12 protein-coding genes are annotated in these 15,699 nt (G+C 71.2%); 6 read left to right on the top strand and 6 right to left on the bottom strand.

Annotated features, from left to right (window positions below; genetic code table 11):
* Window positions 1-20: 20 nt before the first annotated feature.
* The gene (locus tag MTR79_RS11975) at window positions 21-1,055 is read right to left on the bottom strand and encodes a winged helix-turn-helix domain-containing protein (protein ID WP_086700990.1); all 1,035 of its coding nucleotides are present in this window, start codon (window positions 1,053-1,055) and stop codon (window positions 21-23) included.
* Between the two features lie 159 nt (window positions 1,056-1,214).
* A complete protein-coding gene (locus tag MTR79_RS11980; RefSeq protein WP_244790091.1) occupies window positions 1,215-3,029 on the bottom strand; it encodes a coagulation factor 5/8 type domain-containing protein in 1,815 nt (604 codons plus the stop codon).
* Window positions 3,030-3,271: 242 nt separating this feature from the next.
* Between MTR79_RS11980 and MTR79_RS11985 the strand changes: the two genes are divergently transcribed.
* From MTR79_RS11985 to MTR79_RS12000, 4 genes are read left to right on the top strand one after another with little or no spacing between them, the layout of a single operon-like run.
* Window positions 3,272-4,588, top strand: coding sequence for a sugar ABC transporter substrate-binding protein (locus MTR79_RS11985; RefSeq protein ID WP_086700993.1), 1,317 nt, complete (start codon window positions 3,272-3,274; stop codon window positions 4,586-4,588).
* 14 nt (window positions 4,589-4,602) lie between these two features.
* Window positions 4,603-5,592: a sugar ABC transporter permease gene (locus MTR79_RS11990; RefSeq protein WP_086700995.1), complete on the top strand. Its 990-nt coding sequence runs from the start codon at window positions 4,603-4,605 to the stop codon at window positions 5,590-5,592.
* A gap of 17 nt (window positions 5,593-5,609) precedes the next feature.
* The gene (locus tag MTR79_RS11995) at window positions 5,610-6,449 is read left to right on the top strand and encodes a carbohydrate ABC transporter permease (RefSeq protein ID WP_086705430.1); all 840 of its coding nucleotides are present in this window, start codon (window positions 5,610-5,612) and stop codon (window positions 6,447-6,449) included.
* A 20-nt stretch (window positions 6,450-6,469) separates the two neighbouring features.
* Window positions 6,470-7,828: a GH1 family beta-glucosidase gene (locus MTR79_RS12000; RefSeq protein WP_244793132.1), complete on the top strand. Its 1,359-nt coding sequence runs from the start codon at window positions 6,470-6,472 to the stop codon at window positions 7,826-7,828.
* 57 nt (window positions 7,829-7,885) lie between these two features.
* On the opposite strand, the gene MTR79_RS12005 is transcribed toward MTR79_RS12000, so the two are convergent.
* Window positions 7,886-8,095, bottom strand: coding sequence for a tautomerase family protein (locus MTR79_RS12005; RefSeq protein ID WP_122215783.1), 210 nt, complete (start codon window positions 8,093-8,095; stop codon window positions 7,886-7,888).
* Window positions 8,096-8,211: 116 nt separating this feature from the next.
* The gene (locus MTR79_RS12010) at window positions 8,212-8,973 is read right to left on the bottom strand and encodes an SDR family oxidoreductase (RefSeq protein ID WP_189363640.1); all 762 of its coding nucleotides are present in this window, start codon (window positions 8,971-8,973) and stop codon (window positions 8,212-8,214) included.
* Window positions 8,974-9,059: 86 nt separating this feature from the next.
* On the opposite strand from MTR79_RS12010, the gene MTR79_RS12015 reads away from it, so the two are divergent.
* Window positions 9,060-9,920, top strand: coding sequence for a helix-turn-helix transcriptional regulator (locus tag MTR79_RS12015; RefSeq protein WP_122215785.1), 861 nt, complete (start codon window positions 9,060-9,062; stop codon window positions 9,918-9,920).
* A 123-nt stretch (window positions 9,921-10,043) separates the two neighbouring features.
* On the top strand, window positions 10,044-11,108 hold the full coding sequence (locus tag MTR79_RS12020; protein ID WP_189363641.1) for a kelch repeat-containing protein: 1,065 nt from the start codon (window positions 10,044-10,046) through the stop codon (window positions 11,106-11,108).
* Window positions 11,109-11,528: 420 nt separating this feature from the next.
* On the opposite strand, the gene MTR79_RS12025 is transcribed toward MTR79_RS12020, so the two are convergent.
* Both MTR79_RS12025 and MTR79_RS12030 read right to left on the bottom strand, forming a co-directional pair.
* Window positions 11,529-14,468 carry a DUF5682 family protein gene (locus MTR79_RS12025; protein ID WP_244790094.1) on the bottom strand — a complete coding sequence of 980 codons (2,940 nt, stop codon included), beginning with the start codon at window positions 14,466-14,468 and terminating at the stop codon, window positions 11,529-11,531.
* A complete protein-coding gene (locus MTR79_RS12030) occupies window positions 14,465-15,589 on the bottom strand; it encodes an AAA family ATPase (protein ID WP_122215788.1) in 1,125 nt (374 codons plus the stop codon). The genes MTR79_RS12025 and MTR79_RS12030 overlap by 4 nt, the downstream gene beginning before the upstream one ends.
* Window positions 15,590-15,699 lie beyond the last annotated feature (110 nt).

Genomic DNA, 15,699 nt, shown 5'->3' on the forward strand with positions numbered 1-15,699 from the left:
ACCGCGCCGTACCGAGGCGTTCACGGGTCGACGGCGCGCCGGCCGGACGTCTGTCCCCGGTCCTGGCTTACGAGCCGCGCGCCCAGCGGTGTGAGGAGGTGGTACGCGCGGGTGCCGGAGCGATGGGTGGAGATGAGCCCGGAGTCGCGGAGCACCGTGGTGTGGTGGGAGACGGTGGGCTGCGAGACGCCGGTACGGCGCGCGAGCTCGGTGGTGGTCGGGCCGTGTTCCTCGGCGATTCCGAGCAGCACCATGGCGCGGGTGGGCCCCAGCAGGGCGGCCACCGTCCGGCCCGGCGCACCGTCACGGGCGTCGGGCTCGCGTTCGGGAGTCCAGATGATGTCGTCACAGACGGGGAACATGAGGAGCGGCACATCGGCGGTCGGTTGGACGACGGGGGCGCGGCCGCAGAACAGGGACGGGATCAGCCGTAAGCCCCGCCCTCGCAGGCGCAGGTCGCCGTCGACGTCGGGACGGGCGAGCTCCAGGACGGGCGGTGTCCAGCGGAGCGTCGGGTGCAGACGGGACAGCAGCGCGTCGAGTCCCTCGCCCAGCAGGATGCGCGCGGCGGAGGACCGGGCCGCCTCGGTGCGGTCGCGCAGGTGGGGCTGCATGGGGGCGATGGCCGTACGGTGCCAGTCGCGCAGGGCTCCGCCGACCGCCTCGAGGGTCTGCGGGCAGCCCTCGGCGAGTGAACCGGCCCAAGGCGGAAGCGACTTGCCGGTGTACTGGGTGAACTCCCGCAGTTCGCTGCGCAGCACCTGCTTCGGGGTGTGCAGCAGCGCGTCCACTCCGACGTCGACGTCGTATGCGTCCGGCGTGGGCGGCGTGAGGAAGTCCGGGCACCCGCCGTGCGGCGGCACCAGGGCGCGCAAAGGGTGAACGGAGTGCGGCACCCGCCTGCGCGCCCAGCGTTGCCAGGATCCGTACATGGCTCCCGGCCTGCGTCGTTGCAGGACTCTCAGGCTCAGCACCGTCTCGTGCAGGGGATGAACTCCGTCGCCCAGAGACACCCGCAGCAGATCGTCACGTGTGAAGTGGATGCGCAGTGCCACCTCGTCCCCCCTCACGGCACCTCGGCGTGCCGACCTCAGGGGAGCAGGCCCCGAGGTGCGGTGGCAAGGGCGGAGAACGGACAGCGTTCCCGGTGCGGCGGGCCAGGAGCCGCCTGCCGCACCGGGAACGAGGTCAGGGAGTCAACGAGAGCTCAGCACTCAGGGGTACGACACCACCACAGACGGCACCGTGTCCGACCCCGACGTCGGCGCCCCGGTGTCGTTGATGACGCACTCGTACTGCCCGTGCCCGCTCAGCGAGATGACCATCAGGTGGTGGAAGCGCACCCCGGGCCGGACGGGCGCGGCGAAGCCGTGGTGCTGGACGATGGTCGGGTCGACGTTGTAGTAGCAGTAGCTGCCCATGCCCCAGCCCTCGTGGGTGGTGACGTGGTCGCCGACCTTGTAGGCGGCGTAGCCCTTGAGCGAGCCGTTCTGGATCGCCGCCTGGTTCGGGGCGTCGTAGGCCTTCTCGTTCTGGAAGAAGATCGTGCGGCCGCGTTCGCCGTTCCACTGCACGTCGTACTTGTTGAAGTGCTCGACGAACAGGCCGGTGGCGAGGACGTCGTGGCCGTTGACGACGACACCGTAGTCGCAGCGGTTGGTCTCCCAGCCCACACCCTCGCCGTGGTCGGCGCGCCAGACCCAGGTGTGGTCGACGATGGTGTGCCGGGCGTTGACCACCATGCTGGTGGTCGCCCTGCCGGGGCCCGCACCGCCGATCCGGATGAAGACGTCCTGGACGGTGATGGGGTTGGCGGCGTGGCTGCGGGAGGCGCCGCGCGGCCCGACCTCCAGCAGGACCGGAGAGTTGACCGTCCCCGCGTCGATCAGGAAGCCGGCCAGCCGTACGCCGTCGACGTCGGCGACCTTCAGGGCGGTGACGCCGTTGTCGGGAATGAGGGTGGCGTAACCGAGACCCAGGACCACCGTGTTCGGCCGGTTCACCCGGACCGGCTCGTCGACGTGGTAGACACCGGGCGTGAGCAGCAGGTGGAGGCCCTGCTCCAGCGCCTGGTTCATGGTGGCCGCCGAGTCTCCCGGCTTCGCGACGTAGAAGCGGTCCAGCGGGAGCGAGGTGCCGCGCGGAGTGCCGTTGCCCCACGTGACGCCGCGCGCGTTCCTCCGCAGCGCGGGCAGGAAGACGCGGTACCGCTCGCCGTCGAGGTACAGGAACGGCTTCTCGCGGGAGACCGGCGTGGTGTCGAGCGTGGTGTACGGCGGGTCCGGGAAGCTCTGCGCGGGGGCGCCCTCGACGCCGGAGAACACCATGTTCCACACGGCGTTGGTCCAGCCGCCGACCGAGCTCTCCCGGGTGTACCACTGCTGCTGCGAGTAGGGGCCGACCGCGCCGTCGATGCGGCTGTCGGCGATGTAGCCGCCGCTGGCCCAACCGTACGTGGACGAGGCGAGGTTGAGGTCGCCGCGTATGTGCATCCGGCGGAACGGCGCGGCCTGGGCCACCGCCCACCGGTTGGTGCCGTTGGCCGGGACGAGGGCCAGGTTCTCCGCCGAACGCCAGAAGTTCTGCGTGGCGTTGCCGTCGAACCAGCCGGCGTCGACCGTCACGTCACCGTGGATGGTGGTGTCGTCGGGGGACAGGCCGAGGCCGGAGACCGAGGTGTAGAAGCCGAGCTGGGCATTGAGCCCCTGGTAGGCGCCAGGCTTGAAGAAGAACTGGTACCGGCCCGGGCCGAACTGGTCCTCCTCCTGCCGGGCGAACACCTCGTCCAGCGTGGCCTGGATGCCCGGCGTGGACGGGTCGAAGACGATCACGTTGGGCCCGAGGTCGCCACCGCCCTTGAGGCGCGAGAGCCTTCTGCGCGAGGCCGGCGCGGCGGACGCCGTACCGGCCAGCCCGGCCAGCACGGGAACGGCGGCCGCGGCGCCGAGGACGGCTCTGCGGCCTACGGCGGAACGCGGGGCCGAAGCGGCGGGGGAGGGGGTGGAAGGGGAGTCGGACGTCGACGTCATGGGGCGGCTCTCCTGGTTCAAGAGATGAAAGGAGCAGGGGAGTTGGGAGCGCTCTCTCGCCGCTGAATGGTTCATCTCCGGAACGCATGAGTCAAGACATGCGACAAGAGTCGAGCGAGTCCGTCAGAACCCTTGACGTGGCCCCGGCCAAGGGTTTAACTCACGTCCTAAATTAAGCCGTGAGGCGCTGTCCCCGGGCCGTCCCCGGGGCATTCGACATTCCCGGAAAGGGACCAGGAGCCATGCGCAGCATCCGAGCCGCGGCCACAGGCGCCGTCATGCTGTCTCTCGCACTCGCCGCCTCGGCCTGCGGAGGCGGTTCGAGCGCCGGTGGCGGGTCCAACGACTCGCCGAAGGAACTGACCTACTGGGCCTCCAACCAGGGCGCCAGTATCGAGGCCGACAAGAAGGTCCTCCAGCCCGAACTCGACAAGTTCGAGAAGCAGACCGGCATCAAGGTCAAGCTGGAGGTCGTGCCCTGGTCCGACCTGCTCAACCGCATCCTCACCGCCACCACCTCCGGCCAGGGCCCGGACGTGCTGAACATCGGCAACACCTGGTCCGCCTCCCTCCAGGCGACCGGCGGCCTCCTGCCGTGGGACGACGAGCAGTTCGAGAAGATCGGTGGCAAGGACCGCTTCGTCGACTCCGCCCTCGGCTCCACCGGCGCCGAGGGACAGCCCCCGGCCGCCGTCCCGCTCTACTCCATGGCGTACGCGCTCTACTACAACAAGCAGATGTTCGCCGACGCCGGCATCGACGCCCCGCCCGCCACCTGGGACGAGTTCGTCGCCGCGGGCAAGAAGCTGTCCAAGGACGGCAAGTGGGGGACAGCCATGGAGGGCTCGAACCCCTCCGAGAACGTCCACCACGCCTACGTCTTCGCCAAGCAGCACGGCGCCGACTTCTTCACAGCCGACGGCAAGCCCGACTTCACCGGCGACGGCGTCGTCACCGCGGTCAAGCAGTACGTCGACCTCATGGCCAAGGACAAGGTCATCGCCCCCGGCAACGCCGAGTACGCGCAGAACCAGTCGGTCAGCGACTTCGCCAAGGGCAGGACCGGCATGCTGCTGTGGCAGTCCGCGTCCGCCAACCTGAAGTCGCAGGGCATGAGTGAGGACGCGTACGGCATCGCCCCCGTGCCCGTGCAGTCCGGGAGCCCCGGACCCGGCAAGCAGGTCAACTCGATGGTCGCCGGCATCAACCTCGCCGTCTTCAAGAACACCGACAACCTCGACGGCGCCACCGAGTTCGTGAAATTCATGACCAGCGACGCCGAGCAGAAGATCCTCAACACCGCCTACAGCTCCATCCCGCCGGTCAAGGCCGCCCAGGCCGACCCGGCCTTCAACACCCCCGCCAACGCCGTGCTGAAGGACACCCTCGCCAAGAGCGCCGTCGCGCTGCCGCAGGTGCCCGACGAGTCCCAGTTCGAGACCGCCGTCGGTACCGCCGTCAAGGACCTGTTCGCCGACGCCGCCGCCGGACGCCCCGTCACCACCGACTCGGTGAAGGCCGCGCTCACCAAGGCGCAGCAGCAGATGCCCACGAAGTGAGTCCCCACACCGCCATGACCGCCACCGCCCCCGCAGCGGAGGCCACCGTGCGGAAGAGCTCCCCCGGTGCGGCGCGCGGCCCCCGCCGCCGCACCGGGCGGCTCCGCCGCGTCGGGCTGCCCTACCTGCTGCTTCTGCCCGCCCTGCTCCTCGAACTCCTCGTCCACCTGGTGCCGATGGTCATCGGCATCGTGATGAGCTTCAAGGAACTCACCCAGTTCTACATCCGCGACTGGAGCACCGCCCCCTGGGCCGGCCTCGACAACTACTCCGTCTCCGTCGACTTCGACGCCCCCGTCGGCCAGGCCCTGCTCCACTCGTTCCTCGTCACGGTCGCCTTCACCGTGCTGTCCGTCGGCCTGTGCTGGCTCATCGGCACCGCCGCCGCGGTGTTCATGCAGGACACCTTCCGCGGCCGCGGCCTGCTGCGCGCCCTGTTCCTGGTGCCGTACGCGCTGCCCGTCTACGCGGCCGTCATCACCTGGGTGTTCATGTTCCAGCACGACAACGGCCTGGTGAACCACGTCCTGCACGACCAGCTCGGCCTCACCGACAAGCCCTCCTTCTGGCTGATCGGCGACAACAGCTTCGTCGCCCTGCTCACCGTGTCGGTGTGGAAAGGCTGGCCGTTCGCCTTCCTCATCGTGATGGCCGGCCTGCAGAACATCCCCCGCGAGCTGTACGAGGCCGCGGCCCTCGACGGCGCCGGCATGGTCCAGCAGCTCCGCCGCATCACCCTGCCGTCCCTCCGCCCCGTCAACCAGGTGCTGGTCCTCGTCCTGTTCCTGTGGACGTTCAACGACTTCAACACCCCCTACGTCCTCTTCGGCAAGAGCGCGCCCGAGGCCGCCGACCTCATCTCCGTGCACATCTACCAGGCGTCCTTCGTCACCTGGAACTTCGGCACCGGGTCCGCGATGTCCGTGCTGCTCCTGCTGTTCCTGCTCGTCGTCACGGGCGTCTACCTCGCCCTCACCTCACGCGGACGGAGGACCGCCCAGTGAGCACGCCCCGGTCCCCGATGGCCCCGCCCCGCTCGTTCCTGTGGTCACGGCGGATCTTCCTGACGCTCCTCACCGGCTTCGTCCTGATCCCGGTGTACGTCATGCTGTCCAGCTCGCTGAAGCCGCTCGCCGATGTCACCGGCACCTTCCGCTGGCTGCCGACCGAGCTGACGATCCGCCCGTACATCGACATCTGGTCCACCGTCCCGCTCGGCCGCTACTTCGTGAACTCGCTGATCGTCGCGGGCGCCGCCACCGTCTGCTCGGTGGTCATCGCCGTCTTCGCCGCGTACGCCGTCAGCCGCTACTCGTTCCGCGGCAAGCGCGTCTTCACGGTGACCGTGCTGTCGACGCAGATGTTCCCCGGCATCCTGTTCCTGCTCCCGCTGTTCCTCATCTACGTCAACATCGGCAACGCCACCGGCATCGCCCTGTTCGGCTCCCGCGGCGGTCTTATCCTCACGTACCTCACCTTCTCGCTGCCGTTCTCCATCTGGATGCTGATCGGCTACTTCGACTCCGTCCCGCGCGACCTGGACGAGGCGGCGCTCGTGGACGGCTGCGGACCGCTCGGCGCGCTGTTCCGCGTCGTCGTCCCGGCCGCCGTCCCCGGCATCGTCGCCGTCGCCGTCTACGCCTTCATGACCGCCTGGGGCGAGGTCCTCTTCGCCTCCGTGATGACCAACGACACCACCCGCACCCTGGCGGTCGGCCTCCAGGGGTACTCCACCCTCAACGACGTGTACTGGAACCAGATCATGGCCGCCTCCCTCGTGGTGAGCGTCCCCGTGGTCGCCGGGTTCCTGCTCCTCCAGCGCTACCTCGTCGCCGGCCTGACGGCGGGAGCCGTCAAGTGACCCACCCCGAAAGGACCTTCGTGACCATCGACTACGCCGCCCTCCCCGACGACTTCCTGTGGGGCACGGCCACCTCGGCCTACCAGATCGAGGGCGCCGTGGCGGAGGACGGCCGTTCTCCGTCGATCTGGGACACCTTCTCGCACACACCCGGCCGCATCGACAACGACGACCACGGCGACGTGGCCTGCGACCACTACCACCGCTGGCGCGAGGACATCGCCCTGATGAGCCGCCTCGGCGCCAACGCCTACCGGCTGTCCGTCGCCTGGCCACGCGTCGTGCCCGGCGGCGACGGCCCGGTCAACACGAAGGGCCTCGCCTTCTACGACCGCCTGGTCGACGGTCTCCTCGAAGCCGGCGTCACCCCGTCCGTCACCCTCTACCACTGGGACCTGCCCCAGACCCTCCAGGACCGCGGCGGCTGGCCCGAGCGCGACACCGCCGAGCACTTCGCCGCGTATGCCTCCGCCGTCGCCGAACGCCTCGGTGACCGCGTCCGCCACTGGGCCACCCTCAACGAACCCCTGTGCTCCGCCTGGATCGGCCACCTCGAAGGCAAGATGGCCCCCGGCTGGACCGACCTCACCGCGGCCGTCCGCGCCTCGTACCACCTGCTCCTCGGCCACGGTCTGGCCGCACGCGCCATCCGCGCCGTCGCCCCCGACGCCCAGGTCGGCATCGTCAACAACCTCTCCACCATCCACCCGGCGAGCGACAGCCCCGAGGACCGCGCCGCCGCCGTCCGCATGGACGGCCACACCAACCGCTGGTGGCTCGACCCGGTCCACGGCCGCGGCTTCCCCGCCGACATGCGCGAGGTCTACGGCGTCGACCTCCCCGAACGGCCCGGCGACCTCGACACCATCGCGGCCCCGCTCGACTGGCTCGGCCTGAACTACTACTTCCCGCAAGTGGTCGCCGCCGACCCGGAGGGTCCCGCCCCCTACGCCACGTCCGTCCGCCGCGACGGCGTCCCGCGCACCGGCATGGACTGGGAGATCGACGCCGGCGGCATCGAGGCCCTGCTCCTGCGGCTCACCGAGGAGTACGGCGCCCGCAAGCTCTACGTCACCGAGAACGGCTCCGCCTTCCCGGACGTCGTCCGCCCCGATGGCACCGTCGACGACCCCGAGCGCCAGGACTACCTCACCCGGCACATCGCCGCCTGCGCGTCCGCGGCCCGCAAGGGCGCGCCGCTGGCCGGCTACTTCGCCTGGTCCCTGCTCGACAACTTCGAGTGGGCGTACGGCTACGACAAGCGCTTCGGCCTGGTCCACGTCGACTACGCCACCCAGGCCCGCACGATCAAGGGCTCGGGGCACCGGTACGCGGACATCATCCGGGGGCACGGGGAGCGGGTGCGCCGGGCGGCGTGACGTCCCGGCGCCGGTGGGCGCGGGCACCGCCTGCCCGCGCCCACCGGCGGCCGCGGGTCAGGCGTCGCCGTTGAGCAGGGCGGCGGTGAGGACGTGACCACCCACACCCCAGCCCCCGTCGACGACCTCGTCGACGAGCACCACGGTGGTGGCGCGGGCGCGGTCACCGTAGATCTCGGCGTACAGATCGGTGGTGCGCTCGACGATCTTCTTCTTGTCGTCGGGGCTGAGGGTGTCCGCGGGGACCTTGAAGTGGGCGAAAGGCATGACTCGTACTCCTTGAGAGCTCTGTGGGAAGTGGCCGACGCGATACGGGCGCCGTACGGACGTCTCCGGGGTGACCGGCACGTCTCGGGTGACCGGCAGGGCGGCCGGCGGGATGCTCACACCATTCCGCCGTTGGCCCGCAGGACCTGCCCGTTCACCCAGTGCCCCGCCGGGCCGGTGAGGAAGGCGGCGACCCGGGCGATGTCCTCGGGCGTACCCAGCCGCTCCAGCGGCGGGGTCTTCGCGAGCCGGTCGATCTCCTCCGGCGTCTTCCCGTCGAGGAACAGGTCGGTGGCTGTGGGGCCGGGGGCGACGGTGTTCACCGTGATGTCCCGGCCGCGCAGCTCGCGGGCGAGAATCAGGGTCATCGACTCGACGGCGGCCTTGCTCGCCACGTACGCGCCGTAAGCGGGGAACTGTGCTCCGACCACGGAGGTCGACACGCCCAGGAAGGAGCCACCGGGCCGCAGCCGTCGAGCGGCCTGCTGGGCCACCACGAAGGCGCCGCGGATGTTGGTGCGGTGCATCTCGTCGAGGGCCGACAGGTCGAGGTCGGCGACAGGCGACAGGACAAGGCGGCCGGCGGCGTTGACCACCACGTCCACGCCGCCGAACTCCCGCTCCGCCCGGTCGAACAGCGCGGCGATCGCGTGCTCGTCCGCCACGTCGGCCCGTACGGGGACCGCCCTCCCGCCGTCGGCGGTGATCGCCTTCACGGTCTCCTCGGCCGAGGCCACGTCCCTGGTGTAGTTCACCACCACCGCCAGACCGTCGCGGGCCAGCTGGAGCGACACCGCGCGGCCGATGCCACGCGATCCGCCGGTGACGACGGCCACCCGCTCGGGTGCCGGTGTGTGAAGGGGGTCGCTGGTAGTCATGCCTCCACGGTGCGCGGTGGCGGCCGGCGCAACCAGGGGATGCCATCCCCTGGGCCGGCGCCCCGGCCGGGCACAGAATGGTGCACATGGGTTCTGCCAAGTACACCGAGCTCGGGACGTTCCTGCGGTCGCGGCGAAGCCGTATCCGGCCGGCCGACGTGGGTCTCCCCGCCGGGCCGAGGCGCCGGGTACCCGGCCTGCGCCGGGAGGAGGTGGCGCAGCTCGCCGGGGCATCGGTGGACTATTACAACGAGCTCGAACGCGGAGCGGGCTCCCAGCCCTCCGAACAGATGATCGCCGCTCTGGCCCGGGCGCTGCGGCTGACCGCCGACGAGCGCGACTACCTCTACCGCTTGGCGGACCGCCCCGTTCCCGCCCCGGGCACCGCGGCCTCGCACGTCCACCCCGGCATGCTCGACCTGCTCCAGCGGATGCCGTCCACACCCGCGCAGGTCATCACCGACCTCCACGTCACGTTGGTGCAGAATCCGCTCGCGGTGGCGTTGCTCGGTGACCAGTCGGGATTTCGCGGGCCCCGCGCCAGCTTCGTCCACCGGTGGTTCACCGAGCCGGACGCGCGCCGTCTGTACCCCGAGGCCGACCACGCGACCCAGTCCCGGGCGTTCGTCGCCGACCTGCGCGCGGCCGCCGCCCGCAGGGACGCCAAGGACGCCGAGGCCACATCGATGATCCGCACCCTGCTGCACGCCTCGCCCGAGTTCGCCGCCCTCTGGGCCGACCACGACGTGGCGTTCCGCCGCGACGACCGGAAGCGGATCCGACACCCCGCCCTCGGGGTCGTCGAGGTCAACTGCCTCAACCTGTTCAGCGAGGACGGCCGGCAGCGTCTGCTGTGGTTCACCCCGGCGCTGGGCACCGACAGCGCCGACGCGCTCGACCTGCTGGCGGTCCTCGGCACGCAGGACGTGGTCGAGTCCACGTCCTGACCCGGAACCGGCCGAAACGTGGGACGACGTCCCCTGGTTCTCCTGCCGCGGCACAGAAATCCTGAACGGGCCGAAGCCTCTTGCTTCCCAGGCACGACCAGGTCGCGCGACAAGGAGTTCCTCATGCAGCGGAGAACGGTCCTGCTTCTCGGCGCGGCCCTGGCGGTCGCCCCGGCCGTCCAGGCCCACGCCCACCCCGACCACCCCACGGACCCCGGCGGCTCGCCGCCGATACCGGGAAACTACGGCCAAGGGTGGCGGCCGCTGGCGCCGATCGCGAGCGGCCCCCGGCAGGAGCACAGCGTCGCCGCTGTCGGCGACGACGTCTACGTCATCGGTGGCATCGTCCACGACGGGGCCGGCGGCGTCGCCACCACCGGACAGGTCGACGTCTACGACACGCGCCGCGACACCTGGTCGACTGCGGCGCCGCTGCCCGTTGCCATGAACCATCCCAACGTGGCCGTGGTCCACGACCGGATCTACGTCCTCGGCGGGCTGTCGGGCGGATCGGAGTGGCAGGCCCTGCGCGACTGCTTCGTCTACTCCCCTCGCGCCGACCGGTGGCGGCGGCTGCCTCCGATGCCCCGGGGCGTCGAGCGGGGAAGCGCCGCAATGGGCGTGAGCGGGAGGAAGATCCTCCTGGCCGGTGGTATGCGTGTCCTCGTGCCGGGCGCGGGCGGTCTCCAGGACACGGTGGCCACCGTGTCGGCGTACGACGTGGTGACCGGCCGGTGGGAGGAGCTGCCCGCGCTGCCGGAGGCCCGCGACCACGTGGGCGGGGCCGTCGTCGGCGAGACCTTCTATGTGCTCGGCGGCCGGGACCGGGGGCAGGTGAACGTGCGGGACACCGTCTACGCGTGGGAGCACGGAGCCCGCCGCTGGACCGAGCGTGCACCGATGCCCACCGCACGCGGCGGCATCGCCGCCGCGGCCCTCGGGAGGAGGATCTACACGTTCGGCGGCGAGGGCCGGCACGACGGCACCAACCCGAACACGGTCTTCGACGAGACCGAGGCGTACGACACCCTGCGCGACCGCTGGGAGCGGCTGGCCCCCATGCCGGTGCCACGCCACGGCACGGCGGCCGTCGCCGTGCGCGGAACCATCCACATCCCCGGCGGCGGAGTCCTGGGAGGCGGTGCCCCGGTGGAAACCAACGACGCCTACCGTCCCCCTCGCCGCTGAGCACGCGTCCACACCTGCCCGCCGCCGGGTCGGCGCACGAACACAACCCGACCTGCGGCCCGCCCTCGGCTGCAACCGCGGCCCGAGGACGGTTCCGCCGGCCTTGATGTTCACGGTGGACGCGGGCAACCTCCGGCGGGCAGCGGTCGGTGAGGAGAACTCCTGTGCGAGGTCGCTGGTGCACTTCGCACGGGCACCCTGGGCCCTCCGAACGGCGGCACCGCCCACGCCGAGGACCGCCACGTCCTCGTGCTCCCCCCACCCCAGGTCGCGAGGGTTCGGCGTACTCACCCTCCCGTTCGCCTGACGACGGCTCTGGACGCGTGTCGGTCGCGCACAGCAGGGGGGCCGTCCGGCGCCGCGACACGACGCCGGCCTCAGCGGTCGGACACCGGTGACCCTGTGTCCGACCGCTGTCCGTCATGCGCGCGAGAGCAGCGCCTCCAGCGCCTCGGCCGCGGCGGGGTGCGTCGTCGTCAGGGCCGCACCCGGCGAACCGGTGCCGACGGTCGGCGCCCAGCCCTCGTCGCAGCCCAGCAGCTCCGCCACCGCGTCGCACGCCGCCGGATACGCGGTCAGCAGCGCCGCGCCCGCGCCGCTCGGCGGCAGGGCTGACGTGCCCTGCTGCTGCCAGCCGTCCTCGCAGCCCAGCAGCTCCGCCAACGCGTCGCACGCCGCCGGGTGAGCGGCGAGCAGGGCGGCGCCCCGGGGAGCCGGGACGGCGGTGGTCATGTGCCGGGAACGCGAGGCCGCGAACGGGTCCTCCTGCGGCTGCCGCCACGGCGGCACCCACGTGTCCAGCGCCGGCAGCCGGCCAGGAAAGACGCGGCCCGCCTCGCGTATCAGCAGCGGCGCCAGGTCCCCCGCGCCCTTGCGCAGGGTGGTGATCAGCAGCGGCAGCCACGGCAGCAGCACCGTGTCCGGCAGGCGGCCGAACGCGTTCGACACCGCCTCCACCACCACGTCCGCCAGCCCCGGCACCGGCTCCAGTGCGTGCACGAAGCCGCTGAGGTAGCGCGGGTAGGAGGGCACCACCAGCGGGTTGTCCAGCAACGCGTCGCACCGGGCGCGCAGTTCGGCGCGCGACAACGTGCCGAGCTGTACCTGCGCCGCCCACAGCAGGGCCGTCTTCGACGGGTCCTCCGGGTGCGACTGGGCCACCGCCAGCTCCAGCTGCGTACGGTCGCAGCCCAGGGACAGCGCCAGGCTCTCCATGCTGAACAGGAAGCCCAGCATCGCCGCGACCTGCCCCACCGTCGCGTCCTCGTCGCGGAACGCTGTCGGCAGCAGCGTGCAGTAGTGCGCGTACCCCGCCTTCACGAAGGACTCGATCCACGCCGGCAGTTCCGGCTGGCTCGTGCGGTAGTAGGCCAGGAGCGCCCGCGCCCGGCGCAGCACCTCCGGCGCACCGTCGACCGTGCGTTCCGCGGACAGCACCTTCAGCGCGTGCGTGCCCAGCTCGTCCGCCAGACGCCCGCTGCGCAGGTACAGGAGGCTGTCCTCGACGGCCGCCAGCACGCCCGCCGTGGTCGCCCGCGGACCGTACGCCTCGCGCCGCAGCCGCTGCTCCAGCACCTGCTCGATGCTGACGCCCTCGTAGCCGAGCTCGATGAGCGCACGCTGATGGGTGCCGAGAGCCAGGTCCCAGGACTCCTGGATCGACCGCTCACCGAGCCGCCGCTCACCCATGATCGGCCGGGCCGCAGCCGTCGGCATCAGCCGCCGCAGCATCCACAGGACGTCCGAGCACGCCTCCAGCTCGGGCCGCCCGGCCACATCCAGCAACGCCCGCTGCACACCGCGCTGTTGCAGCTTCAGCCCCAGCGGCTCCAGCCGGTCGTACACGTCTCGGGCGAGCGGCGGCAGCGCCTCGTAGCCCACCTGCCCGATCCGGTCGCCGCCCATCATGATCTCGACGAGCCGCCGTACGTCCCGCCGCCCGGGCACGCGGTCCTTCTCGATGCAGGTGACCGCCGCGTCCTGGAAGTCGTACGGCGTCGGCTTGGCCCGGTCCCGCATCCCCGCGAGGAGGATCGACGTCTCGAAGACGGCGATGGCGTCCGCGGTGGAGGCCAGATAGCCGTTGCGGCGGGCCGCCCTGACGATGTCCACGGACCAGCCGAGCAGCTCCGACTCGTCCAGGCCGTCCAACACGGGCGGCTGCCGCAGGAACCCGGACAGCCGGTCCGTCGCGGGCGCCGGGACCGCCGGTGCGGCGGCCGGCGGCGCCTTCTTCGCGCGTGACGTGCGCGCCCCCGCCTGGCCCTCCAGCCGGTACGGCCGCACCCCCGTCCGCTTGAGGCTCTTCTGCCACTGCGTCGCCGCGATCGACACCGAGCCGGGCGCCAGGCCGAACTGCGCCTCGATCGCCGCGTGACTCGACGGGATCAGCCCGTACTGCCAGGTGGTCGCCGTGCGCGGCGAGATGGTGAACGAGTCCGAGTGGCCGTCCACACCGAACTCCTCCACCCGGCTCGCCGCATGGAACGCCCCGCACACGTACAGACAGTCCTCCGGGCCGGTGCCCGTCGCCGCCATGTGCTCGCGCATCCGCGTCCACATGTGGCGCTCGCGGTCCTCGTCCACCCGGACCCGGTCGCCGTCGCCCGGCGCGAGCCGCCGGAACAGGCTGCCGATGAGGAACATGACCTGACGGTAGGTGTCGTGGTCGCTGTCCCCGAGCGGGACCTCGACGTACTGGTGCCACCACTCCGACCAGTGCCGCACCTTCCCGTGGCGCAGCAGATGCTCCTCCAGCTCGGCGAACCTGGGGCGCAGGTCGCCGATCTCGACGCCGACCGCCTCGCCGTGCAGCGCCGCCTCCTCGGACTTCGGCGCCTCGTCCGCCTCGGCCGAGGCCTCGTTTTCGGAAGCGCTGGTGTTCCACTGGAAGACGTGGTCGGAGGAGCGGTCGACCAGCACCAGTTCCACGCCCGGCGTGTCCAGGGCGTAGGCGATCGCCTGGTACTCGGCGGACGCCTCCGTGATCGGCGCGACCACCGACAGCGGCGCCCACTCCTGCGGGAACCCGTCGATGTCGCCGGCGAACGCCTGCACCGCCACGGGAAGCCGGCAGTTGCGCAGCTCGGTCAGCAGCGGCGCCATGTCCTCGCACAGCTCCAGGTACACCACCTTCGGCTGCTTCTCCCGCAGGCGGCGGGCCATGGCCAGGGCGGAGGCGGGGGAGTGGTGGCAGACGGGGAAGATCTCCAGCGGCTCCCGCACCGCCCGGTCGACGTCGTCGACCAGGCCCAGAAGGATGCCCTCCAGTGCGTCGGGACCGCCCGCGAACTCGGTCGCCGCCTCCTGGAGCTGTGTACGCAGCGCGGTGAACACACCGCTCGCCCGGGACCCGCTCACGACAGGGTGGCGATCGCGTCGCGGCCGCCCTCGAGGAACTCGGGCCAGGCCCCGCCCTCCTCCTTGCTGCGCGGCTCGACCACCCCGTGCAGGTACTTGTTGAGTATGGCGAGGTCCTCCGGCTCCCGCCGGGTCAGCGAGCCGACCAGCGAGGACGCCAGGGTGCGGGCGGTCAGGGCACGCTCACCGAAGAAGTTGCCGTGCAGTACCGCGTCCTCCAGGACGCCGATCTGCTCGGCCGTCGACAGCGCGGACTCCAGCTTCTCGTCGTCGCTGCCGGCCGCAGCGGCGGAGGCGCGCAGATCGGCGAAGCTCTGCAGCAGCACGTCGAGCAGCGTGGGTGGCACGTCCAGGTCGATGGCGTGCCGGCGCAGCAGCTCCTCGGTGCGGAAGCGGACGATCTCCGCCTCGCTCTTCTTGTTCGTCACCACCGGGATGCGGACGAAGTTGAAGCGGCGCTTCAGCGCGGACGACAGGTCGTTGACGCCCCGGTCGCGGCTGTTGGCGGTGGCGATGATCGAGAAGCCCGGCTTGGCGAACACGATGTTGTCGTCGCCGCCCCCGCTCTCCAGCTCGGGGACGGAGACGTACTTCTCCGACAGGATCGAGATCAGCGCGTCCTGCACATCGCTGGTGGACCGGGTCAGCTCCTCGAAGCGGCCGATGGCGCCGGTCTCCATCGCGGTCATGATCGGCGAGGGGATCATCGACTCCCGTGACTGGCCCTTGGCGATCACCATCGACACGTTCCACGAGTACTTGATGTGGTCCTCGGTGGTGCCGGCCGTGCCCTGGACGACCAGGGTCGAGTTGCGGCAGATCGCCGCCGACAGCAGTTCGGCCAGCCAGCTCTTGCCCGTGCCGGGGTCGCCGATCAGCAGCAGGCCGCGGTCGGAGGCGAGGGTGACGATCGACCGCTCCACGAAGCTGCGGTCGCCGAACCACTTCTGCGAGACCTCACGGTCCAGCCCGTCGGCCCGCTCCGAGCCGAGGATGAACAGCCGCACCATTTTCGGAGAGAGGCGCCACGAGAACGGCTTGGGGTTGTCGTCGATCGACTCCAGCCAGTCGAGCTCCTCGGCGTACTTGATCTCGGCGGGGGCGCGCAGCAGTTCGGACATGAGGGATGAGCCTTTCGAAGTCGAAGTCGAAGTCGGAAACGAGAAGTCGAGAAGTCGGTGAGTGGGTAAGTCGAGAAGATGAGAAGACGGGGCTTCGGGGCGCGGGAGCG

Origin of the sequence: Streptomyces sp. BJ20, from assembly GCF_022869105.1 — a bacterium.
GTDB classification, from domain to species: domain Bacteria; phylum Actinomycetota; class Actinomycetes; order Streptomycetales; family Streptomycetaceae; genus Streptomyces; species Streptomyces griseoincarnatus.

Bases quoted from the DNA above. Each gene is read 5' to 3' on its own strand.
- MTR79_RS11980 (WP_244790091.1), bottom strand. From the start codon at position 3,029: ATGACGTCGACGTCCGACTCCCCTTCCACCCCCTCCCCCGCCGCTTCG.
- MTR79_RS11985 (WP_086700993.1), top strand. From the start codon at position 3,272: ATGCGCAGCATCCGAGCCGCGGCCACAGGCGCCGTCATGCTGTCTCTC.
- MTR79_RS11990 (WP_086700995.1), top strand. From the start codon at position 4,603: ATGACCGCCACCGCCCCCGCAGCGGAGGCCACCGTGCGGAAGAGCTCC.
- MTR79_RS11995 (WP_086705430.1), top strand. From the start codon at position 5,610: ATGGCCCCGCCCCGCTCGTTCCTGTGGTCACGGCGGATCTTCCTGACG.
- MTR79_RS12005 (WP_122215783.1), bottom strand. From the start codon at position 8,095: ATGCCTTTCGCCCACTTCAAGGTCCCCGCGGACACCCTCAGCCCCGAC.
- MTR79_RS12010 (WP_189363640.1), bottom strand. From the start codon at position 8,973: ATGACTACCAGCGACCCCCTTCACACACCGGCACCCGAGCGGGTGGCC.
- MTR79_RS12015 (WP_122215785.1), top strand. From the start codon at position 9,060: ATGGGTTCTGCCAAGTACACCGAGCTCGGGACGTTCCTGCGGTCGCGG.
- MTR79_RS12020 (WP_189363641.1), top strand. From the start codon at position 10,044: ATGCAGCGGAGAACGGTCCTGCTTCTCGGCGCGGCCCTGGCGGTCGCC.
- MTR79_RS12030 (WP_122215788.1), bottom strand. From the start codon at position 15,589: ATGTCCGAACTGCTGCGCGCCCCCGCCGAGATCAAGTACGCCGAGGAG.